Source organism: Streptomyces filamentosus, assembly GCF_014654895.1.
GTDB classification, from domain to species: Bacteria; Actinomycetota; Actinomycetes; order Streptomycetales; family Streptomycetaceae; genus Streptomyces; species Streptomyces filamentosus.
Genome location: NZ_BNBE01000001.1, coordinates 1690480 through 1713099, shown reverse-complemented (window position 1 = coordinate 1713099; position 22620 = coordinate 1690480). Strand labels below are relative to the sequence as shown.

23 protein-coding genes and 1 pseudogene are annotated in these 22620 nt (G+C 69.3%); 9 read left to right on the top strand and 15 right to left on the bottom strand.

Features of this window, described 5'->3' with window-relative positions; all coding sequences use genetic code 11:
- The 4 genes from IE326_RS07440 to IE326_RS07425 are packed head-to-tail and all read right to left on the bottom strand — an operon-like array spanning position 1 to position 1496.
- On the bottom strand, positions 1-192 hold the full coding sequence (locus tag IE326_RS07440; RefSeq protein WP_150231119.1) for a DUF1059 domain-containing protein: 192 nt from the start codon (positions 190-192) through the stop codon (positions 1-3).
- A gap of 56 nt (positions 193-248) precedes the next feature.
- Positions 249-497 carry a hypothetical protein gene (locus IE326_RS07435; RefSeq protein ID WP_190041119.1) on the bottom strand — a complete coding sequence of 83 codons (249 nt, stop codon included), beginning with the start codon at positions 495-497 and terminating at the stop codon, positions 249-251.
- On the bottom strand, positions 494-952 hold the full coding sequence (locus tag IE326_RS07430) for a sigma factor-like helix-turn-helix DNA-binding protein (RefSeq protein WP_150231123.1): 459 nt from the start codon (positions 950-952) through the stop codon (positions 494-496). The genes IE326_RS07435 and IE326_RS07430 overlap by 4 nt, the downstream gene beginning before the upstream one ends.
- 31 nt (positions 953-983) lie before the next feature.
- The gene (locus tag IE326_RS07425) at positions 984-1496 is read right to left on the bottom strand and encodes a MarR family winged helix-turn-helix transcriptional regulator (protein ID WP_170313865.1); all 513 of its coding nucleotides are present in this window, start codon (positions 1494-1496) and stop codon (positions 984-986) included.
- Between the two features lie 146 nt (positions 1497-1642).
- On the opposite strand from IE326_RS07425, the gene ilvA reads away from it, so the two are divergent.
- The 3 genes from ilvA (at position 1643) to IE326_RS07410 (ending at position 4835) form a co-directional block, all read left to right on the top strand.
- Positions 1643-2872 carry a threonine ammonia-lyase gene (gene ilvA / locus IE326_RS07420; RefSeq protein ID WP_150231125.1) on the top strand — a complete coding sequence of 410 codons (1230 nt, stop codon included), beginning with the start codon at positions 1643-1645 and terminating at the stop codon, positions 2870-2872.
- An 89-nt stretch (positions 2873-2961) separates the two neighbouring features.
- Positions 2962-3990, top strand: coding sequence for an ATP-binding cassette domain-containing protein (locus IE326_RS07415; protein WP_150231127.1), 1029 nt, complete (start codon positions 2962-2964; stop codon positions 3988-3990).
- Positions 3987-4835, top strand: a complete 849-nt coding sequence (locus IE326_RS07410) for an ABC transporter permease (protein WP_150231129.1) — start codon at positions 3987-3989, stop codon at positions 4833-4835. The genes IE326_RS07415 and IE326_RS07410 overlap by 4 nt, the downstream gene beginning before the upstream one ends.
- Positions 4836-4934: 99 nt before the next feature.
- Here IE326_RS07410 and greA read toward each other — a convergent pair whose 3' ends face one another.
- Together greA and IE326_RS07400 are read right to left on the bottom strand one after the other, a co-directional pair.
- On the bottom strand, positions 4935-5432 hold the full coding sequence (gene greA / locus IE326_RS07405; protein WP_030760098.1) for a transcription elongation factor GreA: 498 nt from the start codon (positions 5430-5432) through the stop codon (positions 4935-4937).
- 188 nt (positions 5433-5620) lie between these two features.
- The gene (locus IE326_RS07400) at positions 5621-6022 is read right to left on the bottom strand and encodes a DUF4307 domain-containing protein (RefSeq protein ID WP_150231131.1); all 402 of its coding nucleotides are present in this window, start codon (positions 6020-6022) and stop codon (positions 5621-5623) included.
- 98 nt (positions 6023-6120) lie between these two features.
- Between IE326_RS07400 and mca the strand changes: the two genes are divergently transcribed.
- From mca to IE326_RS07385, 3 genes and pseudogenes are all read left to right on the top strand, one after another.
- Positions 6121-7002, top strand: a complete 882-nt coding sequence (mca, locus tag IE326_RS07395) for a mycothiol conjugate amidase Mca (RefSeq protein ID WP_150231133.1) — start codon at positions 6121-6123, stop codon at positions 7000-7002.
- The gene (locus tag IE326_RS07390; protein WP_150231135.1) at positions 6995-7234 is read left to right on the top strand and encodes a hypothetical protein; all 240 of its coding nucleotides are present in this window, start codon (positions 6995-6997) and stop codon (positions 7232-7234) included. Before mca ends, IE326_RS07390 begins: the two co-directional genes overlap by 8 nt.
- Positions 7235-7442: 208 nt before the next feature.
- Positions 7443-7565, top strand: a pseudogene (locus tag IE326_RS07385) (DUF255 domain-containing protein); the annotation flags it as partial.
- An 8-nt stretch (positions 7566-7573) separates the two neighbouring features.
- Here the strand turns inward: IE326_RS07385 and IE326_RS07380 are convergent.
- The 7 genes from IE326_RS07380 to IE326_RS07350 all read right to left on the bottom strand — a co-directional run bounded on the left by IE326_RS07380 (position 7574) and on the right by IE326_RS07350 (position 11581).
- On the bottom strand, positions 7574-8656 hold the full coding sequence (locus tag IE326_RS07380) for an IS3 family transposase (RefSeq protein WP_190041118.1): 1083 nt from the start codon (positions 8654-8656) through the stop codon (positions 7574-7576).
- A gap of 13 nt (positions 8657-8669) precedes the next feature.
- Positions 8670-8807, bottom strand: a complete 138-nt coding sequence (locus tag IE326_RS07375) for a transposase (protein WP_190041117.1) — start codon at positions 8805-8807, stop codon at positions 8670-8672.
- A 373-nt stretch (positions 8808-9180) separates the two neighbouring features.
- The gene (locus tag IE326_RS07370; RefSeq protein ID WP_190041116.1) at positions 9181-9570 is read right to left on the bottom strand and encodes a hypothetical protein; all 390 of its coding nucleotides are present in this window, start codon (positions 9568-9570) and stop codon (positions 9181-9183) included.
- A 6-nt stretch (positions 9571-9576) separates the two neighbouring features.
- Positions 9577-9876, bottom strand: coding sequence for a hypothetical protein (locus IE326_RS07365; RefSeq protein WP_190041115.1), 300 nt, complete (start codon positions 9874-9876; stop codon positions 9577-9579).
- 174 nt (positions 9877-10050) lie between these two features.
- Positions 10051-10461 carry a type II toxin-antitoxin system VapC family toxin gene (locus IE326_RS07360; RefSeq protein ID WP_190041114.1) on the bottom strand — a complete coding sequence of 137 codons (411 nt, stop codon included), beginning with the start codon at positions 10459-10461 and terminating at the stop codon, positions 10051-10053.
- Positions 10458-10733 (bottom strand): hypothetical protein, encoded by a 276-nt coding sequence (locus tag IE326_RS07355; protein ID WP_229915235.1) that lies wholly within the window; start codon positions 10731-10733, stop codon positions 10458-10460. Before IE326_RS07355 ends, IE326_RS07360 begins: the two co-directional genes overlap by 4 nt.
- A gap of 416 nt (positions 10734-11149) precedes the next feature.
- Positions 11150-11581, bottom strand: coding sequence for a GntR family transcriptional regulator (locus IE326_RS07350; protein WP_190041113.1), 432 nt, complete (start codon positions 11579-11581; stop codon positions 11150-11152).
- A gap of 318 nt (positions 11582-11899) precedes the next feature.
- Here IE326_RS07350 and IE326_RS07345 point away from each other — a divergent pair, with 318 nt between their 5' ends.
- From IE326_RS07345 to IE326_RS07335, 3 genes are read left to right on the top strand one after another with little or no spacing between them, the layout of a single operon-like run.
- Positions 11900-13657, top strand: coding sequence for a replication initiator (locus IE326_RS07345; protein WP_190041112.1), 1758 nt, complete (start codon positions 11900-11902; stop codon positions 13655-13657).
- A complete protein-coding gene (locus IE326_RS07340; protein ID WP_190041111.1) occupies positions 13654-13845 on the top strand; it encodes a helix-turn-helix domain-containing protein in 192 nt (63 codons plus the stop codon). Before IE326_RS07345 ends, IE326_RS07340 begins: the two co-directional genes overlap by 4 nt.
- Positions 13845-15152, top strand: a complete 1308-nt coding sequence (locus tag IE326_RS07335; protein WP_190041110.1) for a tyrosine-type recombinase/integrase — start codon at positions 13845-13847, stop codon at positions 15150-15152. The genes IE326_RS07340 and IE326_RS07335 overlap by 1 nt, the downstream gene beginning before the upstream one ends.
- A 141-nt stretch (positions 15153-15293) precedes the next feature.
- Here the strand turns inward: IE326_RS07335 and IE326_RS07330 are convergent, their stop codons facing one another.
- Both IE326_RS07330 and IE326_RS07325 read right to left on the bottom strand, forming a co-directional pair.
- Positions 15294-15905 carry a hypothetical protein gene (locus tag IE326_RS07330; protein WP_229915234.1) on the bottom strand — a complete coding sequence of 204 codons (612 nt, stop codon included), beginning with the start codon at positions 15903-15905 and terminating at the stop codon, positions 15294-15296.
- 20 nt (positions 15906-15925) lie between these two features.
- Entirely contained in the window at positions 15926-22573 is a 6648-nt protein-coding gene (locus tag IE326_RS07325; RefSeq protein ID WP_190041108.1) for a polymorphic toxin-type HINT domain-containing protein, read from the bottom strand.
- Between the last annotated feature and the right edge of the window lie 47 nt (positions 22574-22620).

The following is a 22620-nucleotide window of genomic DNA, read 5'->3' as shown; positions in this document are numbered from 1 at the left end:
TCAGGTCCCGGGCAGCGCGTCCTTCAGGCTCGCCCGCACCTCCGTCCGCAGCTCCGGGGAGTCCGCGTGCTCGTGGACGGAGACCGCGTGCTCGGTCGCGGCGCGGACGACCTCCTCCTCCTCGCCCGAGATGTAGAGGGTGCAGCCCGACACGCTCGGGGTGTCCCGGCAGTCGGCGGCCTTCCTGGTCATGTCGGCCTCCCGTGATGGTGTTCCGACCGGCCCCTCCTTCCAGGCTAGAACCGTCCTCAGGGCCCGGCGAACGGCGGCGTCGTCGCGGCCGGCGGCGGCTCCCAGGGCCGGGCCTCCGCCGCCCACAGCGAGAAGGCGAGCGCGGCGATCCCGGCCAGCGCCCCGCCGGTCCGCCGCAGCGTCCGCTCCCGCCGCCGCGCCCGGTCGCCCCGGGCCGCGGCGCGCGCCGCCAGGTCGCCGGGGACGGGCGGATGGGGCGTGTCGAGCAGCCGCCGGACGGCCGCCTCCTTGTCCCCCTGCCTCACGCGGCGGCCCCCTTCCCCGTACGGCTCCTCATCCGGGCCACCGCGCGGGCGCACACCGCCCGGACCCGGGCCTCCGGCAGCCCGAGCAGCGCGCCGGCCTGCTCCTCGGGCACGCCCTCGTACAGGCAGAGCACCAGCACGAGCCGTTCCGTCGGGGTGAGCGCGCCGAGGATCCCGCCCCGGCCGGTCCGGTGCCGCCGGGCGGTCCGGGCGAAGCGCAGCGCGAGGCCGTCGCGGGTCAGCGCGTACGGATCCTCGTCGTGGCCCCGCTCGCGGACCGCGTAGGCGTGGGCGAGGGCGGCGGCGAGGAGCTCCTGGGCGTACGGGTTCCGGATCCGGGTCTCGGCGGTGAGCAGCGTCGCGACGTGCAGCAGCCGCCCCGCCGCCCCCGCGACGAAGTCCTCGAACTCCCGGGCGCGGGCGGCGCGTTCGGATCGGGTCCGCTGCTTCCCCACACCTCATACAGCCACCGGGGCCGAGGCGGGGTCAACCCCCTTGCGAGGAACCTCCGCCGGCCGCGTGGTGCGCCGACTGGCGGGCGGAGAGCGCCGCGTTGAAACGGGTGAGGAGGGTGCAGAAGGACGCGCGCTCCTCGGGCGTCCAGCCGTCCGTGACCTCGGCCATCAGCGTGCGCCGCGAGGAGCGGACCTCCTCCAGGCGGTCGAGGCCGCGCGGGGAGAGCTGGAGGACGACCGCGCGGCCGTCCTCGGGGTGCGAGGTGCGCTTGACGAGGCCGGAGTCGACGAGCGGGGCGACCTGGCGGGTGACGGTCGAGGAGTCGATCCCCATGCCCGCCGCGAGCGCCTTGACGCCCATCGGCCCTTCCCGGTCGAGGCGGTTGAGGAGGAGGTAGGCGGCCCGGTCCATGGAGTTGCGGAGCTGTCCGGTGCCGCCGAGGCGGGTCTGCTCGGCCCGGCGGGCGAAGACGGCCACCTGGTGCTGGAGGGCATCGAGGAGGCCGGGGTCGAGCTCGGTCGTCATGTCCTGAGATGTGGGCATGGCTGGGGGGCTCTCTCGTGCGGGGGTGGTCGGTGTGGGGGACAGAGTACGCGGACCGGACGGGCTCCGTACCAGCCGTGCGCAAACCCGTCGCGGGCCCGCGGGCCGGACGGTCGCGACCCCGGTGAGCTGCGAGACTGGGGGTCATGACCTTCGGTACGCCACACCCCTTGCACCATCTGATGCTCGACGACGTGCGCGGAGCGCGGAAGATGCTGGCGGGGGTGGCCCGGACGACCGCGCTGGAGGGCAGCCGGCACCTGTCCTCGCTGGTGGGGGCCCCGGTGCTGCTCAAGTGCGAGAACCTCCAGCGGACCGGCTCCTTCAAACTGCGCGGCGCGTACGTGCGGATCGCGGGCCTGCGGCCGGAGGAGAAGGCGGCGGGGGTGGTCGCCGCCTCGGCGGGGAACCACGCGCAGGGCGTGGCGCTCGCCTCCCGGCTCCTCGGGGTGCACGCGACGGTCTTCATGCCGCTCGGCGCCCCGCTGCCGAAGGTCGCCGCGACCCGCGAGTACGGCGCCGAGGTGCGGCTGCACGGGCACGTGGTGGACGAGACGCTGGCCGCCGCGCAGGAGTACGCGCGGGAGACCGGCGCGGTCTTCATCCATCCCTTCGACCACCCCGACGTCATCGTCGGACAGGGCACGGTCGGCCTGGAGATCCTGGAGCAGTGCCCCGAGGTCCGCACGATCGTCGTCGGCGTCGGCGGCGGCGGACTCGCGGCCGGCATCGGCCTCGCGGTGAAGTCGGTCCGCCCGGACGTGCGGATCATCGGCGTGCAGGCGGAGGGCGCGGCGGCCTATCCGCCCTCGCTGGCCGCCGGACACCCGGTGGTGGTCGACGCACCGGTGACGATGGCCGACGGCATCAAGGTCGGCCGGCCCGGGGACGTGCCCTTCGGCCTCGTCCAGGAGTACGTGGACGAGGTCCGCACGGTCTCGGAGGACGCGCTGTCCTCGGCGCTGCTGCTCTGCCTGGAGCGGGCGAAGCTGGTGGTGGAACCGGCCGGGGCGAGCCCGGTGGCGGCCCTGCTGAGCGACCCGGAGTCCTTCCGGGGCCCGGTGGTCGCGGTCCTCTCCGGGGGCAACGTGGACCCGCTGCTGCTCCAGCGGATCCTGCGGCACGGCATGGCGGCGGCGGGCCGCTACCTGGGCCTGCGGCTGCGGGTGGCGGACCGGCCGGGGGCGCTGGCGACGCTGCTCGCGGTGCTGACGGTGGCCGACGCGAACGTGCTCGACGTCAGTCACGTACGGACCGACCCGCGGCTCGGCCTCACGGAGGTGGAGGTGGAGCTGCACCTGGAGACGAAGGGCCCCGAGCACTGCCGGGAGGTCGAGGGCGCGCTGCGGGAGGCGGGCTACACGGTCCTGGGCTGACCCGGGCCCCCGCTCCGGCCTGAGCGAGCCACCCCACACTGCCCTAGGATCGGCAGAAATGCCCGAAATGATCCGGGAGGGTGGGAAACATGCCAGGCGCGATCCACGCCGAGGGACTGGTGAAGACCTTCGGCGACGTCACCGCACTGGACGGCGTCGACCTCGACGTGCCCGAAGGGACCGTCCTCGGACTGCTCGGCCCCAACGGCGCGGGCAAGACGACGACCGTACGGGTCCTGACCACTCTGCTCCGGCCCGACCGGGGCACCGCCACGGTCGCCGGCATCGACGTCCTGGCACATCCCAACGAGGTCCGCCGCTCCATCGGCCTCTCCGGCCAGTTCGCCGCCGTCGACGAGTACCTCACCGGCCGCGAGAACCTCCAGATGGTCGGACAGCTCTACCAGATGGACTCCCGCGCGGCGAAGCGGCGGGCCGGCGAGCTCCTGGACCGCTTCCACCTCGCCGACGCCGCCGACCGCCCCGCCAAGACCTACTCCGGCGGCATGCGCCGCCGCCTCGACCTCGCCGCCGCCCTGGTCGTCTCCCCGCCCGTGATGTTCATGGACGAGCCGACCACCGGCCTCGACCCCCGCAACCGCCAGGCCCTGTGGGAGGTCATCAAGGAACTCGTCTCCGGCGGCACCACCCTCCTCCTCACCACCCAGTACCTGGAGGAGGCCGACCACCTCGCCCACGACATCGCCGTCGTCGACCACGGCAAGGTCATCGCCCGCGGCACCTCCGACCAGCTCAAGGCCCGCACCGGCGGCGAACGCGTCGAGGTCGTCGTCCACGAGCGCGCCGCCGTCGCCCCCGCCCGCGAGGTCCTCGCCCGCTACGGCCCCGGCGACCGCGGCCTCGACGACGTCTCCGTCGAGGACCACACCCGCAAGCTCACCGTCCCCGTCACCGGCGGCGCCAAGCTGCTCGCCGAGGTCATCCGCGACCTCGACGCCGTCGGCATCGAGATCGACGACATCGGACTGCGCCGCCCCACCCTCGACGACGTCTTCATCTCCCTCACCGGCCACGCCGCCGCGCGCGAGCGGGAGGAGGACGGCGAGGAGCGGCCGCCCGCCCGGGGCCGCAAGCACCGGAAGGAGCCGGCCGCGTGACCACCCTCACCGACACCGCCCCCCACGCCCCCGCCCCGCGCGGCGGCATCGCCGGCTCGATCGCGGACTCCCTCGTCGTCACCAAGAGGAACCTCATCCGCATGACCCGGATCCCGGAGATGGTCGTCTTCGGCCTCGTCCAGCCGGTCATGTTCGTGATCCTGTTCAGCTTCGTCTTCGGCGGCTCCCTGAACATCGGCGGCAGCACCGACCCGAAGGCGTACCGCGAGTTCCTGATGGCCGGCATCTTCGCCCAGACCGTCACCTTCGCCACCGCCGGAGCGGGCGCCGGCATCGCCGACGACATGAGCAAGGGCCTCGTCGACCGCTTCCGCTCCCTGCCGATGGCCCGCGGCGCCGTCCTCACCGGCCGCACCCTCGCCGACCTCGTCCAGACCACCCTCACCGTCGTCGTCCTCGCGGTCGTCGGCCTCCTCGTCGGCTGGCGCATCCACGAGGGGATCCCCAAGGCCCTCGGCGCCTTCGCCCTGCTGCTCCTCCTCGGCTACGCCTTCTCCTGGATCGGCGCCCTCATCGGCCTCTCCGTCCGCACCCCGGAGGCGGCCACCTCCGGCGGCCTGATCTGGCTCTTCCCGGTCACCTTCGTCTCCAACGCCTTCGTCGACCCGGAGCAGATGGCCTCCTGGATCCGCCCCATCGCCGAGTGGAACCCCTTCAGCGCCACCGTCCAGGCGTGCCGCGAGCTCTTCGGCAACCCCGGCGTCGTCCAGTCCGACGCCTGGCCCATGCAGCACCCCGTCTGGGCCTCGCTGCTCTGGTCCCTCGTGATCATCGCCGTCTTCCGCACCCTGGCCGTCCGCAAGTACCGCTCCGCCTCCGCCTGACCGCCCCACCGCACGCCGAAGGGCCGGCCCCACGGGGGGACCGGCCCTTCGGCCGCACGAAAAGACGTGCGAAAGGTCGTGCGGAAGGGGGCGAGGGCCTCAGCCGGTGTACGGCTTCGCGCTGAGGATCTTCACCATGGCCTTCTTGCCGTTCGGCAGCTCGTACTCGGCGTCGTCACCGGCCTTCTTGCCGTTCACGCCGACGCCGAGCGGCGACTGCGGCGAGTAGGTGTCGATCTTGTCGCTCGCGTACTCGCGGGAGGCGAGCAGGAAGGTCATCGTGTCGGACTCGTCGCCGTCGAAGGCGATCGTCACGACCATGCCGGGCTCGACGACGCCGTCGTCCGCCGGGGCCTCGCCGACCTTCGCGTTCTGCAGGAGCTGGGTGAGCTGGCGCACCCGGAGCTCCTGCTTGCCCTGCTCCTCCTTGGCCGCGTGGTACCCGCCGTTCTCGCGCAGGTCGCCCTCCTCGCGCGCCGCGGCGATCTTCGCGGCGATCTCGGTACGCGCGGGACCAGACAGGTACTCAAGCTCGTCCTTGAGCTTGTTGTACGCCTCCTGGGTGAGCCAGGTGACGTTGTCGCTGGTCTGGGTCACAGGTGCTCCTCGTAGGTACTGGGAATACAAATCAACGCCCTACCCGGAAAACTGTCGATGCCGGGTGGGCGAAAGCACGAGCCTAACAATGAGTGGCGGAAAGCGGGAGGACATAAACCATCGGGATGGCGTCGGTCCAGGTCACGCACGTGACCCGCCGGGGCTCGTCACCCCCTCCCTACCCACCGCTACCGCGCCGTACACCCCAGCAGCTCGGCGCTGGTCGCGCGGGCGGTCGTCCGGAGGGAGTAGACGCGGTCCACCCGGCCGGCCGGGTCGTCGACGGCGACGTCCTTGCGGGCCACCTCGGCCCCGTCCTCGGACTGGGACCGCAGCGTGCACACGCCCAGGACGCCCTCGTCCTTGCGGACCTCCAGGTGCACCTGCACCTCGGAGTCGCTCACCACGTCGAACTTGATCATCTCGGCGCTGATCTTGCTGTCGACCACGTAGTACCAGCCGAACCAGCCGATCAGGGCCAGGAACAGGGTCCCCAGGACCGCACCCGCGATCCGCAGCTTCCGGTCGGCCCGCTCGTCCGCCGAGCGCCCGTAGCGCCCCTCGGGCAGCTGCTCTCGTACGGCGTCCATGGTGGGTCCTCCCGGGGCACGGGGCTGCGGAATTTTCGTCCCCCCGATTCCGTCACTATAGAGACCCCCCTCCGCGTCGAATCACTGAGGATCGAGTCTTGACTGAGCAGCTGCGACTGATGGCCGTTCACGCCCACCCCGACGACGAGTCGAGCAAGGGCGCGGCAACCATGGCCAAGTACGTGTCCGAGGGGGTGGACGTCCTCGTGGTGACGTGCACGGGCGGCGAGCGCGGCTCGGTCCTGAACCCCAAGCTCCAGGGCGACCCCTACATCGAGGAGAACATCCACGAGGTCCGCCGCAAGGAGATGGACGAGGCCCGGGAGATCCTGGGCGTCCGGCAGGAGTGGCTGGGCTTCGTCGACTCCGGCCTCCCCGAGGGCGACCCGCTGCCCCCGCTCCCCGAGGGCTGCTTCGCCCTGGAGGACGTGGACCACGCGGCCGGCGCCCTCGTCCGCAAGATCCGTTCCTTCCGTCCCCAGGTCATCACGACCTACGACGAGAACGGCGGCTACCCGCACCCCGACCACATCATGACCCACAAGATCACGATGGTGGCCTTCGACGGCGCGGCCGACGCGGAGAAGTTCCCCGAGGCCGAGTTCGGCCCGGTCTTCACCCCCCAGAAGCTCTACTACAACCAGGGCTTCAACCGCCCCCGCACCGAGGCCCTCCACCAGGCCCTCCTCGACCGGGGCCTGGAGTCCCCGTACGGCGAGTGGCTGGAGCGCTGGAAGGACTTCGAGCGCAAGGAGCGGACCCTCACCACCTTCGTCCCCTGCGCCGACTTCTTCGAGACCCGCGACCGCGCGCTGATCGCCCACGCCACCCAGATCGATCCCGAGGGCGGCTGGTTCCGCGTCCCGATGGAGATCCAGAAGGAGGTCTGGCCCACGGAGGAGTACGAGCTCAGCAAGTCGCTCGTCCCCACCTCCCTCCCCGAGGAAGATCTCTTCGCGGGCATCCGCGACAATGCCTGACATGAGCGCACACCTCGCACTGACGCAGCTGGTCCCCTTCGCCGCCGAAGAGCTCGACAAGAACAAGGTGACGCCGGGCGTCCTCGGCTTCGTCGTCTTCGCGGTCCTGGCCCTCGCGGTCTGGGCGCTGATGAAGTCGATGAACCGCCACATGAACAGCATCTCCTTCGAGGAGACCGCCGACCCGGCCGCCCCCGCCACCCCCGACGGCAAGCCCGCCCCGGCGAAGTAGCGCCCCGCCGGCCCGCCCCGCACCCCGGGCCCGGGCCGGCAGGACGTACCCCTCCGGCCCCCCCCGGCCTCGCCGCGCTGCCGGTCCGCGACCTGGAGCCGACGCCGGGCCGGAGGCCCCGCCAGGGTTTCGCCGGTCGCGCCGGCCCCTGTGAGAGTCTGAGCCGTATGAACCGGCTGGCTGGTACGACCTCGCCTTATCTGCGTATCTGCTTCAGCACGCTGACAACCCCGTCGACTGGTGGCTCTGGGGACCGGAGGCCTTCGAGGAGGCGCGACGGCGCGACGTGCCCGTGCTGCTGTCGGTCGGCTACTCCGCGTGCCACTGGTGCCAATGTACTTAGACAACCAGGTAGTCCTGACCTGGGCTGTTGCCAGGGGGTAGTCGCGTGGACACGTAAGATGAGGAACTGAACACGAGTATCGACGCTTGGGTGGAGGCCGAACTGGCCGCCTCGCCCGCGTGGGGGCCCGAGAGGTACGCCAGCATCCGCCAGCGTTTGGAGGGCAGCGCAACCGCTGTCGCGTCCGAGGAGTAAGGGCGCGGTGAAGTTTCCCCGTGATCTCGGTGGCACTCGATGGTTAAGCCGCGAGAGCGTGTTGATGCCGCTGCCGGGTCTCGGCCGGGGTGAGGTAGCCGAAGATCTTGTGCTTGCGCGATGCAGGTGAAGACCTCGGCGCGGGCGGTCGCCCGGTCGGCCCAGGTCCGGGTGCCGATCTCCTCCTTGAGTAGGGCCCAGAAGCTCTCCGCGGCGGCATCATCGAAACATGATCCGGCCCGCCCGCAGCTCTGCCGGAGTCTCAACTCGCCTACTCGGTCGCGGAATTGGGATGAGGTGTACTCGCTGCCGCGATCACTGTGGATCACACAGCCCGGCTCCAGGTTCCCCCGGCCATGGGGCATGTCCAGGGCGTCGACGACGAGCAAGGCATAGCCGACGACCTCGCGGGTGGCCAGGTCCAGCCAGCAGGCGAGGTAGAGCCAGCCCTCGGTGGTGGGCAGGTGGGTGATGTCGCCGACCAGCTTGATCCCGGGACGCTCGGCGTGGAAGTCGCGGCCGATCAGGTCCGGGGCCGGCTTCGCCTTCGCATCCGGCCGGGTCAGTGAGCGGCGCTTGCGCCGCGTGACGCCGCGTATGTCGCGCACGTGCATCACGCGGGCGATGCGCTTGCGGTTCACCCGCCGGCCCAGGCGTCGCAGTTCGGCGTGGATGCGCGGGACGCCGTAGGTGCGGCGGGAGGCGATGTGCAGCACCGTGATCTCGTGCCCGAGCGCGTCGTCGGCGGCCTCCCGGGCGCGGCGGGCCGCCTCGCCATCACACCACGCGTAGTACGACGAGCGGGCGACCTTCAGCACCCGGCACAGCAGAACGACCGGGTAGTTCGCCTTCTCCACGTGGATGAACCGGTACAGCTCGCTCACCGGTCGTTCTCCTTCACGAAGAAGGCGGGTTGAGTGCACCGATGCCGAGTTCCCAGGCCACCGCGGTGACCGTCCTGCCCGAGGAGTCGATGAACGCGATCGCGTCCCGCTTGAACTCCTCGGTGTACCGCTTCGTGTACTTGCTTCCCACCTGGTGCTACTTCCTCTGGAACCTCAGGTCCCAGTCTCCAGGTGTCCACGATCAAGGGGAAGCTTCACTCGGCAACGCCCTCAGCCCGATGGACAACGACCCCGACGACCCATCCGCCGCAGCTGTCGTCCGCTGACTTTTCGTGGGCGTTTCCGTCAACCAACCGAAAAGGGTCTGCCGGAAGTATCTCCGGCAGACCCTTCTTCGTTCATCGCGTTGCGATTACCAATCTCGTCGAGCGTGAATTAGCCAGATTCTGCACATCGCGGCAGCATGCGATTTCCCTCTCCGGACGACAGCATTCTCAGCAGTTACCAAGAAGCCGTCATTCCGATCGCTGCTACCGCAAATTAGCCCGCAGATCAGGAGCTCACTACTTCTTTGAGACCATTGAAATCCCGCCCATTGCAAGGGAGAACAATCGGGTCAGCGCTTTCCGGACATCCGGGTCTCGATCAAGCCGCTCCAACGACTCGTACCTCGCCGGATCAAGATCGATCGTGGCAACTCCGCCAGCATCTCCGTCATCCACGGTCGAGAACAGGAGAAGGCATCGGTATGCCTGCACGACTCCACCTCTCTCTTCGCGTATCAGCGACTGAAGGACGACGCTTCCTTCCTTGACCTGGCTGCGGAGTGCATCCACCGAGGACCACCGAGTTGCCCGGCCTTGCGCCTCCGCCTCCATCTGAACCGAGAGCAGCGTATCGAAGCTGATCTGGCACACACGGAAGTCGGGATCGGTTGAATGAATCAGCGACATCAGTCACTACTCCCCGTAGACGTCAATGCGGATTGGTGTATCCGGGTCGATGCGCCCGTCTCCGACCCTTGTTCGGAGTTCATCCTTGCGATGATGACCTCCCAGAATCGTGCCGTCACGCGAGACGAGAATTCCGTCTCCTTCACCAGGATTGTTGATCCCGTCCAGGAGTTCCTCATCGCTCAGTTCTTCGTGATACCACTGCGACGCCGGGTCCCGGGTCTTCTGCCCATCCTTATATTTGCCGATATCGCCGGCCTTCTCGTACCGAGTCGAGATCCCCGGGCCACAGTTGGAATTGTGCACCAGGACTGGCGTCCGCCCCGCCAGCACATAGTACGTGTGCTACGCACCCCACCCTCATCTGCGTTTTCGCAGGTCATCGGGGGTTTCGTGCTCCGCTGGCGTCCGTGACTGTGCCCTGGCGTCCGCGCTTGTTGCCGTCAGTACTGCCGTCAGCGGTATAGATCACTGGTCGAGCTACGGCAGGAGTGTCAGCGCGGGGATGTGGGCGGGCTTGACGACGCTGAAGTGCCGCCGGTCGAGGGTGGCTACCCGGTCCACGCCGAAGCGCTCGGCCACCGCGATGACCGAGGCGTCGACCCCGCCGAGCGGGAAGTCGGCGTACTGGAGGACCAGCTCACCCATGCGCGTCAGGTCGGTGGGAGTGAGGTGGACCAGCTCGAATGTTCCCCGTGCGACCTCGGCGAGGAACGCCGCTTCGACCTGGGGCCAGCGTTCCAGCAGCCAGCAGACCTCGGTCATGACCGGGCTGGGCAGCAGACGGCGGCCGGTCAGCGACGTCAGCAGGGAGGCGCACTCGGGGTGGCGCCGGTCGGCCGCGTTGAACGCCGCAGCCAGGGGTCCGGTGTCCAGGACCGTGGCGATCACGCCGAGTCGCCGAAGCGCTCGCGCATCCGCTCGCGGATGTAGTCGTCGTGCCGTTCAGCCAGATCCTCTGGGCCATTCACACTGCCGATCAGGGCCAGCAGCCCGGCCGGGACCGACTCCTCGTCCTCGTTCGCGCCGACCGCCGGCAGCGACTGGGCGACCTGGGACAGTTCCTCATCCTGGGTGACGAGCAGGCGCAGGCGTCGCACCTGGGTCGGGGTGAGCCGGTCCACCAGGTGGTGCATGTCCTCGTAGTCGTATGCAGCGGTCACGTCAGCAGTGTAGGACGGCCCTGCGGCCTCGGGCAGCCGTATCGGCAGAGGATCACCCCCGCTGGCGTGGTGCCGGCCACCGCCCTCGGTGAGCCTGCGCGACGCACGTGAAGGGTCGGCCCCCTGGTCGTCCCTTGCCTGCAATCCGGCCGTAGGACGGTCGTAGGCGATAGCTTGCTGTGCCAGAATCCCGGCTCCGGTCATCCCGACGACCTGACCGGTTGCCGCTCCCGCAGCCCGGCTGCCGCGTCGGCTCGGTACGTCCACAGCGCGTGATCGCGGGAGTAGACGGCGGGGCTTGTCGGCGACGGCGGCCAGCCTTGGCGGGCGGGCCCGCCTTGAACCTCGTAGAGAAAATCTGAACGCACGCCCCCGGGCCACGCTTGCCCGGTCCTGGGCCACGCGGCACGGGTGGGTCAGCGGCCCGGCTCGCCGCCGCCTGACTCCAGGGCCTCGACGCGGTCACGAAGGTCGGCAATCTGCTGAACAGCCTCGGCCAGCGCACGTTCCAGCGCCTCGACGCGGGCCGCCGTCCCGGTGGCGGGCGCGGTCGCCTCGGGGCCGTCGAGGTCATCAGCGTCGTCGGCGGCGTGGTCGTGGTGGGCGACGAAGGCTCCCTTGCCGGGGCGGGAGACCGACCAGCCGTCCTGCTTCAGCAGGGCCATGGCCTTCTGCACCGTCAGGCTCGATGCCCCGAACTCCCGCATCAGCACGGCCTGCGTCGGCAGCGCATCACCCGGCCGCAGCCCGCCGGAGCGGATGCGCTCGCGCAGGGTCTCGGCGATGACCTCGAACGTCAGCGGTACCCCGCTGCCCGCCGGCCTGCGCCCGCGCCGCCCCACCACCACGCCTGGTCACCCCCGCTTTCCACGCCCTCTACCAGCAATCTCCGGCCCGTCTAAACCGGGAAACCGGCCCCACACTACCCGCGCCCCACCACTCATAGAAAGGAATGAGGAGGGATGCACTTGAATTCGCCCGTGGAGCGATGTTAACGTCACGCACCCGCCGGTGATCACCACCGCGCCCCGCCGACCAGGCCCCGCCTGCCCCGGCCTCCGCGCCCACTTTCGAGGCGCCCCGTTCCCTGCGAGCCGATCACTTCGGCCTGCCCACTGTCACGTCGTGCTGCTTCCGCACCCCCCCGCCGAAAGGCCCTGTTCCGCATGCCCTCACAGCCCCAATTCCCCTACCCCGCAACCGTTCCGACCGGCTCGCGCCCGTCGCAGGCGTTCACCACGCCGAGCGGCTCGGCGGACGTCACCGCCTCGGCGGCAGGGCGGTCGGCGCTGGAGCGCCGCGCCAGGCTGACCAGCAGGCTGGCGAAGCTCGCCGCCGCCGGACACCTCGCACCCCTCGCACGACAGATCAGCACGCTCGGCGGCTGCGCGCACCCGATCCGCCTCACCGGGCACCGAACCCGACTCGACAGCGCGACCGGCGAGATCCTCGACCACTTCGACTCCAGCCGGCTCCCGGCGGGCGAACTGCTGGTCCGCTGCGGCAACCGCCGCGCCACCCGCTGCCCCGCCTGCTCCACCGTCTACCGCTACGACACCTACCAACTCATCGCCGCCGGCCTGCGCGGGGGCAAGACCATCCCGGCGAGCGTGGCCGCGCACCCGCGCGTGTTCGCCACCCTGACCGCGCCCGGCTTCGGGCCCGTCCACAACCAGCCCGACACCGGCCGCTGCCACTGCGGCCACACTCACTCCGACGACGACCCGCTCCTCGGCACCCCTCTCGACCCCGACCGCTACGACTACGCGGGCGCGGTCCTGTGGAACGCGCACGCCCCGGCTCTGTGGGCACGCTTCACCACCCACCTGCGGCGGGAGATCGCGAAGGCGGCCGGGCTGACGCAGCGGGTCCTGCGGGACCACACCACACTCTCGTACGCGAAGGTCGCCGAGTATCAGAAACGGGGCCAGGTCCACTTCCATGCCGTCATCCGCCTCGACGGACCCACCGGCCCCGGCAGCACCCCGCCCGCCTGGGCCACCGCCCGGCTCCTCGACCACGCTGTCCGCGCCGCCGCCGCGCGCACCCGCGTCCACCACGAGGGCGAACCGCCGAAGCAAGCGCAGCCCGCCGGACACGTCCCCGCGTCCCCGCCCCGAGACTCAGATCGAACGGGACGTCTGGTGTTTCGGTTCGGGCGGCAGATCGACGTCCGCGCGATCCGCGGTACGGACTTCACCGGTGGCGGCCCATTCACCGACCGGCACGTCGCCACCTACATCGCCAAGTACGCCACCAAGGGAGCCGAGACCACCACCGGCACCCTCGACCGCCGCCTCCGCCTCCTCGCCGAGCTGCACAAGTACGACATCACCGACCACGCCCGCCGCATGATCCACACCGCCTGGCACCTCGCCACCAAACGCCGGCACGCCCACCTCCGCCTGCGCCAATGGGCCCACATGCTCGGCTTCCGAGGCCACTTCTCCACCCGCACCCGCCGCTACTCCACCACCCTCGCCCACCTCCGAGCCGAACGCGCCGCCTGGCGAACCGGCCGACCCCACACCCAGACCCAAGCCCCGGCATCGGCTCAGACGCAGGCCGGCCAGACGGACAGCACTCCGGTCACTGACCGCGCCGGACACTCCACTGATCTGGCCGCCGGTCACCGATCCGGTCACGGTCATTCCACCGCTCACCGTCCCGGTCACCGCAGTCTCGCCGCATGGCCCGATGGTCCGGACACCACGCTGGTCATCTCCCACTGGCAGTACGCCGGAACCGGCCTCCTGCCCGAGCTCGAACACCTCGCCGACCTCCTGGCCGCGACGCGGCGGACCCGACCCGAGCAACCGACCCGAACCCGACGCTCGGACCGCTCCAGTGACCGCGCCGGTCACCAGGTCGGTCACTCCACTGATCGGCTGACCAGTGCTGCCCGGGCGGGGGCCGTCGCGTGACCACCGGCACCGAACTCCTCACAGTCCCCCAGGTCATGGAACGCCTCCAACTCGGCCGCACCGCCGTCTACGACCTCATCCGCACCCGCCAGCTCGCCTCGATCACCCTCGGCCGCGCCCGCCGCATCCCCACCCACGCGCTCGCCAACCTCATCCGCACCCGCCTCGAACAGGAAGCCGCCGCCTGATGACCACCCCCCGAGACGCCCCCGCCTCCCGCCGTACCCGCGCCAACGGCGACGGGACCGTCTACCAGCGCAAGGACAGCCGGTGGGAAGCCGCCGGATACGTCCTCGCCCCCGGCAACACCCGCAAGCGCATCCGCGTCTACGGCACCACCCGCAAAGACGCCCTGGCCAAGCTCACCGAGAAGATCGCCGCCAGCAACCGCGGCGTCCCCGTCCCGTCCGCGGCGGGCAGCGTGGCCGCGTACCTGACGTACTGGCTGGAGAACGTCGCCGTCCACCACCTCCGCGAGAACACCCACACCCGCTACACCGCCTGCGTCAACCGACACCTCATCCCCGGCCTGGGCAAGAAGAAGCTCGCCAAACTCTCCGCCAAGGACGTCCGCACCTGGCTCAACCAGCTCCGTACCACCTGCCAGTGCTGCACGCGCGGCATCGACGCCCGGCGTGATGAGCCCCGCTGCTGCGCCGCCGGTCAGTGCTGCCACAAGCTGCTCTCCCCGCTGACGCTCACCTACGTCCACTCCGTGCTCAAGTCCGCCCTGGAGCACGCCGTGCGCGAGGAAGAGATCCCGCGCAACGTGGCCCGCAACGTCCGCACCGGCACTCCGCGGCCCCGCCGCTTCGAACCCCTCACCGCCGAAGAAGCCCGGCAGTTTCTCACCGCCGCGGAAGGTCACCGGTTGCACGCGCTGTTCGAACTCGCCCTCCACACCGGACTCCGCAAGGGCGAACTCCTCGGACTGCGCTGGGAAGACCTCGACCTCGACACGGGCACCGCCGCAATCCGCCGCACCCTTCAGCGCACCACCGCAGGTGGGCTCACCACGCTGCCCACCAAGACGCGGGCCTCCGAGCGCCGCATCGCCCTCCCCACCCGCTGCGTCCACTCGCTGAAGCTCCACCACGAGCAGCAGAAGACCGAGCGTGAGGCCGCGGGCACCACGTGGCAGCACGACGGGCACGTGTTCACCACTGCGCAGGGCCGACCGATCGACCCGACCAACCTCACCCGCACCTTCACTACACTCCTCCGCAAGGCCGGCCTCCGCCGCATACGCTTCCACGACCTCCGCCACTCCACCGCCACCCTGCTCCTGGAACAGGGCGTCGAACTCGTCGTGATCAAGGAACTCCTCGGTCACGCCCACATCGGCGTCACCGCCACCGTCTACGCCCACGTCAGGCTCCGCCTCCAGCGCGACGCCATCGACACCCTCAGCACTGTCCTCGACAGCCCGGTGACCGTCACGGCGGCCAGTACCGATGGCGGCGAACCGCCGCCCTGCGCCGCCCCCGTCCGCTGACGTTGCCGTCAACTACTGCCGTCACCCCACACAGAAGCCCCGCCAGGACACACCTGGCGGGGCTTCAGATTTGCACAAGCGTACTACTGCACAGGGCTCAGCACCTGGGCCGGATCGACTCCGGCGGGCCGCTCCGTGACGTTACGGCCGTCTACCGCTCGGAGGTCCATAGTTGACGGTCAGGGTTGCGGCGTACTCGTCCGGAACGGTCCGCCCCGCGAAGGTCAGCGGGAGATACGACTCCAGTGCGCCTGACACCTCCAGGAAGGGCCCGAACTGCGCGCGCCATTTGTTCCGTGCGGCCACGTTCGGAAAACCCCGGAAGATTGCAACCTCGGGATCCCTTTCACCCCAACACCCCCACTTTCCGGAAGGTCCAGTCACAGCGATGACGTTCGCAGAGATCGCGATCGACCCCATGATGTCGCCGTCCGGCTCATGACCGATCGCCGCCCAGTAGTCGTCCACGTCGGCCTCGACGGGCAACGACAACGCCGGGTACATCCGATACTCCGGGAGGTAGAACGCGTCGCAGTCCGGCTCAAGAACCAGCAGTTCGACGTGCCTGTCACCATGCCACCGGGCCATCGTGCAGAGCGCCGGCCAGAATTCCGGGGTGAGGACCGCATCGAACTCACAGAACAGCGAGTCCTCCGCGCCCTCCTTGAAGACCTGGCCAGGCAGCCTGGCATCAAGATCGAAGGTGGCTGCGCTACGGGAGCGAACATCCAGATAGCCGTTGCGATCGATCACTATCGAACCCGCCTCTGCCATTAGTCCTCACCCAGCCTGATCTTGATGTCGGCCTTCTTAGACCCCGGATTGTAGTAGTCAGCCGTCCACCCCTCGTGGCTGTTCGCCTTCCCGCGAAGGAAATACCTTGCCCCATCCTTCTCGTACATGATGTTCGGGCCCTTGTCGGTGCGAGCCCACCCGTTGGCCTCAAGGTTCTTTCCGAACTCCACGGGACCGACGTCCGTCGACTTGTTCAGCATGCGGGCGCCAGGACTAGTGATGTCCTCATATTTTGACGCGGTCGGACAGTTGCTGTTGTGAACGAGGACCGGAGTCTCGCCCGCCAGCACATAGTACGTGTGCAGTTCGTCCACGGTCAGGTTATACGTACGGGCGTGCTGGGTGTACGCCCGGTTTGCGGTGACCTTGACCGTGCGGCCCGATTCCGTGCGCAGGGTCGTGCCGGGCTTGAGGTTGCGTGCCTCCAGCCAGCGGTGTTCCGAGACGGACCAGAACGGGTGCTCGTGTGTCGCCGTGAGCGTTGCCGGACCTCGAGGTGTATCGATGGTCAGCTCATTGAACTTCTTGTCATCCTCGGTGACGATCAGCCGCGTGACTTCGCGGGCTTCCGTCTTTCCGGTGTAAGGGTCGGTCGCGATGACCTTGTCACCGACCCGGATCTTGTCGATGTCCTTGCTGGATCCGTCCGCCATGAGGACGTCCGTACCGGCAAGGAAGCACTTTCCACAGCCCCCCGGACCACTCTTCGATCCACCGCTTCCGGGAGCGCGCGGTGCGCCATTCTCGTAAGCGCCCACATACGCGGGGATTACGGCCAGATCCCGGAATTCTTGTATGTCCCACGTGATGTTCTTCAAATCTTCAGGACAGTTGTACGAATTCCGTCCGTTGCAGGAGTTGCCGGCGGCGGCCAGGATGTCCAGGAGGGTCGGCGGATCGCCGGGGAAGTGGCTGATGTTCTGGAGGTAAACCTTCTTCCACTCCTTGTAGGCCTTGCCTGTGCCGAGGTATTCCTTGGCGACCTTGGTGATGAAGTAATCGGCCTGGTCCGCAGGCTCCGCCCACGAGGCGACGTCGTCGGCCGTCGGCTCGGCACCTACGCCGTAGACGATCTTGTCGTAGTTCTTGCCCTTCTTGACGACATCCGTGCCCTTGTTCTTGCAGACGTACATCCCGCTGGCGCACTCGGGAAACGCCAGGCCCGTCGGGTCGGAGAACGTCGCGGGATTGTTGCCGGAGTAGACGTAGCCGGACAGCGTCTGCGGTCTGCTCGTTTCCAGCAGCGGGTCGACGCTGATGAAGCGGCCGAGGGCGGCGTCGTACTCACGGGCACCGAGGTGGGTGAGTCCGGTGGTGGTGTCGTTCGTGCCGCCGAGGAAGCCCTTGTCGCCGATCCAGCCGGTGGGCTGGGTGCCGCGGGGGCCGCCGAAAAGGGTGCTCTTGCGGCGGGTGATCTTCTGCACGGCGTCGTTCGTGATCTGCGTGCCGCCCGTGCCGTGGTGATCGGCCAGCAGGAAGGTGTACTTGCCGGCCTTGTACATCGCGGACCCGTTGTAGTAACGGGTTCCGGTGACCTTGCCGGCCTTGTCCTTGTGGAGCTCGTCGCCGCCGGGCAGGTACACGGTCGTGCCGGTGGAGTCCCGGCGGACCATGCGCTGGCCGCTGGTGTCGTACAGGAAGCTGGTGACGTCCGTGACCTTGGTGGCGGACTTCAGGTGCCCCTCGTCGTCCCACACCAGCGTCTGCTGGTCGGCCGTGCCGATCTTCCGCGTGGCGGTGTTGCCGGTGGCGTCGTAGGTGTACGTCTCCGTGCGGGGGTTCACCCCGGTCTGTGCCACGGAGCCGATCTTGTGAGTGCCGGCCGCCGGCGCGGCGTAGTCGCGGGTGATGTCCGCCGTGGGGCCCGAGGGGGTCTTGTGCTGGACTTCGATGTCGCGGTTGCCGACGGCGTCGTAGGTGTAGGTGGACCAGTACGCGTCCGGCCCGCCGACCACCGCGGCCGTCGGGGCGGCGTCACACAACGTGCCGGTGTTGGTCCACGCCTCCGTGATGCGACGCAGGCTGTCGGTCGTGAAGCACTGCGTGTCCGTGGTGCGCGCCGCACCTTGGTCGTACCCGTTCGCGATCCTAGTGACGTTGCCGGCCAGGTCATAGGAGTATGCGGTGTCCTCGACGCGCTGCGGGGAGGCGTCGCGGTCGGTGAAGGTGTTGGTGACCTGCCCGGTGTGCTCGTCGTACTGGTTGGTGGTCCAGATGTGACGTCCGAACTCGCCGTACTCGGCGCGGATCATTCGGCCGTAGTGGTCGTAGGTCGTGTCCGCGAGCAGCGTCTGCGAGGTGTCCGGTGTCACCGCGGCCACCGCATCCGGCAGACCCGTCACCGCGGTCAGCGTCGTGGTGACCACCTCGAGCGGCAGATCCGCCATCTCCGGGTGCTCCAGAGCGGTCGCCTGCCCAGTGTTCGCGTTGTAGGTGGTGTACCACTCGTACGTCCCCGCCAGGCCGGTCTCCGAGGCGGGCACCGTGAACCGGGTGATCACCGGCTGGTCGAGTGCGTTGTAGCTCGTGCTCTCCGTGACCCAGGCGTTTCCGCCCGTGTCGAAGCGGGTGGCCTTGGCCGGAAGGCCCTTCGCCCCGGTGGCGTCGTAGGTCCACGAAGCCAGGCTGGTCGTGCCCTTCTTCAGGGCCGTGGGACGGCCCAGGAGGTCGTACGTGGTTGTCAGCGCGATCTGGCGGGCATCCGTCGAGGTGACCGGCCGATCGCCCTGATCGTAGGCCGTGACCGTCTTGCCCTTGTCCGGATCCACCGCCTCGATCTGACGGCCCCGCGTGTCGTACTTGTACGTCCAGACGGCGTTCGAGGGGTCGGTGAGGGAAGCCAGACGGCCGATCTTGTCGTAGCCGTAACGGGTGGACTGGGACGTCGTGCGGGCGGCGTTCGTGTACTCCTTCAGTTCGACGGTCCGCCCCATGGCGTCGATCACCGTTGTCGTGGGCGTTCCGCCCGCGGGCGGAACCACCGTGATCGAGTCGCCGGTGTACGCGTACGTGGTCTCACGCGTCTTGTCCGTGTACTTCTTCGAGATCACCGAGACGGGACGTCCGACGCCGTCGTACTCCGTCTCCGTCGACGACGGGTAAAGGGTCTCCTTGCCCGTCACCGCCAAGGGCTCGGGAGCACCATCCGCGTAGAACAGGCCGGAATCCACGGTCTGTTCGCCGCGCGAGTTGTAGAGGGCCTCCGTGATGAGGCGGCCCGCACGGTCGGGTGATTCCTGCTGGGTCTCGAGCGGCCGCAGCAGACCGTCCTGGAACGAGTAGCTCGTCCGGTACTGGCTGTCGTGCGTCAGCACCTTCGTCGTCGTGATGATCGGGCCGGTGGTGCGGACGAGGTACTGGAACTGGTAGTTCGGCGCCGCCGGGTACGTCGCCTGCGCCCTAGTGGGCAGCCACACGGCGGTGATGCGGCCGAGCGCGTCGTACGTGACGCTCTTGACCTTCCCGTTCGCGTCGGTGATCTTGGTCGGCTGGCCGCGCCTCGGTTCCAGGACCGTGGTGACGGCGTGGTTGAGCGGGTTCGTGAGGGTCATGCCCGTCGGGACTTCACCCGCCGTGGGCGCGAAGGCCGTCTTGGTGACCGCGCCGTAGGCGTCGGCCGAGGCGAGCTGGCGTCCGTACTGGTCGTAGCAGAGCTGGGTGCCCGTACCGCACGTGCTGGGCGTGTACGAGACGGTCTGGTAGCCGGTGCCCGTGCCGTTGATCCGCTCGACCTTGGTCGTCAGGCCGGCGGTCGGCGCGGCGCCCAGGGCGAGGCCATCGTAGTAGGTGCGGATGTCGTCGACGACGTCGGCGGGCCGGGTGACGGTGGCACCGCAGGCGACGGCGACGGTCTCGGCGCGCGACACCTTGTCGACGATCAACGACCCCGTGCCCCGCGCGTACGTGAGCGTGGTGCACTTCTCGTCACCGGTCTTTTCCGTGTCACCGGTATCGGAGACCGTCTTGAGCAGGCCGTACTCGTCGAAGGTGCGGACGGTCTTGGTCGTCCTCTCCCCGCCCGGTGTCGCCGTCCGCTTCTCATCGACGGCGGTGTCGGTGAAGTACGCCTCGACGTCGGGCAGTCCGGGGCGGCTGCGCGTCGCGGTGACCGCGGAACGCCAGGGGGTGAAGGAGGTCGCCGTGACCAGCGCCCCGCCGTCTCCGTTGTACGTGGCACGCTCTCGCGGCATGCCGCTGAACTGCTCGCGGTCCGTCACGCCGACATCGGCGGAGTCCTTCACCACCGCGCCGTCGATGCCGCGGAAGTAGCGGGTCTCGCTTAGCGTGCGGGGTTCCAGGCCGGCTCCCTTGCGGGTCTGGATGCGGTAGTAGCCGCGAGGGACGGAGTATTCCCGGTTCTCCGCCTTGGTGAACTCGTCCTCGTTCTTGGACCACTCGGCTCCGCCGAGGTAGCTGTACTCGGTGACGACGTCCGGGGTGGCCGCGACGTTGTCGCTCTCCACCACGCTGCTGACGACGTACGAGTTGAACCAGTCCTCCTTGACCTTGTCGCCTTCCGCCTCCCACTTGATGGGGTAGCACCGCGTGCTGTTGGACGCGTCGCGCGGCGGCAGGGAGGTCACCGTGCAGTCGGGCGTGTGGTACGTGACGCCGATGGCGCCACCCGTCTCGGTGAGGATCTGCGACATGCGCAGGCGGATGAAGGGGGCCAGTCCGTCGCCCAGGCCGTCGACCCGGTTGGGCTTCTGCTCGCCGATGAACGTGATGGCGGGGAGTCCGTCGACGACCGTGCCGTTCTTGCCCTCGCGCTTGATGGTGTCGAGCCACATGGGGCGGGAGATTCCGTCACCCGACGGTGGGAAGGACTGCTCCAGCGTCCAGACGTCGACGTCCTTGTAGGCTGCGCCGCTGTACACCTGCGTGGTGATGGACTTCAGGCGTACGGAGGACCAGAAGCTCGGCGAATGCCGGTCCTTGCAGTCGGTGGCGGTGCTCGCGCAGTTCAGGTCGTACGGGGTGTCGGGCCACTTGGACGCGTTCGCCTCGTCGAAGACGCAGGTCGTCGTGTCGCAGCGGTCGACCGAGGTGAAGATGACCTTGGCCGTGGCCTTGGTCGTGTAGGGGGTGCTCTCCCGTAGCCCGTACTCAATGCGCAGCAGGTGGCCGGCCCGGTCGTACTGGGTCTTGGTCGAGGTGCCGGAGTCGGTGACGTTCAGGCCGTAGCTGTTCTTCTCCTTCTTCCAGAAGTAGGCCATCGAGTTGCCGCGGGGGTCGACCACGTAGTCGAGGTTCCACCGCCAGGCCTGCTGGCAGGAGGAGGCGGCGAACGACGCGTTGTAGCAGGGCTCCCCGTCGTGGTTGCCGAAGACGGGAACGGTCAGCGTGGAGTTCGTGGTCGTGTTGCCGTTGACGAAGCCGGGCAGCCGGTTCCGTCCGAAGAAGTACTGGGTGCCGTCGCGCGTGGTGATCTTCCAGTGCTCGCCGGCACCGCCCTCGCCCTTGGTCCCGTCGGTTCCGGTGTCCTCGTTGACGGCACCGACCAGCTTCTCGACCTTCTCACCGCTGTCGGAGGCGGGGTGCCAGCCCTTGCCGGCCTGGTAAACGAGCTCGGAGGTCTTGCCGCCGAGGGAGAGCGTCGCGTTGTCGGAGTACCAGCACTGGTCCCCGACCTTGACGTCCTTGTTGTTGCCGGTGGCCTTGTCGTCCTGCTCGCAGGGCTTGTAACGGCGCTCGATGTAGGCGGGCTCGTACGACCAGCCGTCGCCGATCCAGCCGGCCTGGTTGTTCGACGCGGCGGTACGCCCGTCGACAGCCTGCGAGTTGTAGCTCAGGGACACGCCGGGTGCCAGGCCGCCGGGAGCGTCCGGCACGTCCACCTTGTAGTTCCAGGTGAAGGCTCCGGTCGCGCCGCCCGCGCTCCACTGCCCCGAAGCCTCCAGGGGCGTGGCCGCGAAGCTGCCGGTGGAGCCACCCGAGGAGGCGGTGGCGGCGAGAACGGTGAAGTCGCCGGAGGCGGCGGTCGCCTGCGCCGTCGCCGGGGCGGTGTCCCCGGGAACGGGGGCGACTGCCGTGATCTTGTGGTTCTCGGTGTCGTTGACCGTTCGCAGGGGTTTGGTCGCCCGGCATTCGGGCTTGTCCGGCGTGGTCAGGGAACAGGCGGGAAGCTGTACGAGCCGGAGCCGTGCCCCCCAGTCGCCGCCGTACGCGTCCTTGAATGTCGAGTAGTCGACGCTGACCTGAGCGTGCCCGCCGCTTCGCTCGCCGTCGGCCCGGCCGACGGTGAAGAGGAGGCCTTCCACGCCGGCCTTGTTGGTGGCGGCGCGCGAGGCGACGGATATCTCGGCCCGGGTCAGCGCCCTTGCCTTGGCGGACTTCTCGGTCACTCCCGCGATGGAGACGGGCGAGTTCGTCGCGGGCGCGGCCGTGGGCGCGGCCGCGGTGCGCTGTGCCGCCTGTGCCCCGGTGACCGGAGCGGTCCGCGCACCGGGCGACGGCCATGTCACGCGCTTCGCGACGTCTGCCGAGGCCGCGTTCGGGCGGCTCTTGTGTCCCGCCTTGAGCGGCTTGACCGGTACCGGCTTCGGCTGCTTGAGGCCGGGCAGCGAGGTGCTGATGCCCGGGTCCTGCCCCACCAACGCCTCGGCTGTCGATGGCAGAAGTGCCACCGCCATCACTGCGGAAAGGGCCGCAGCCCACCCTCTTCGTCGGAAAA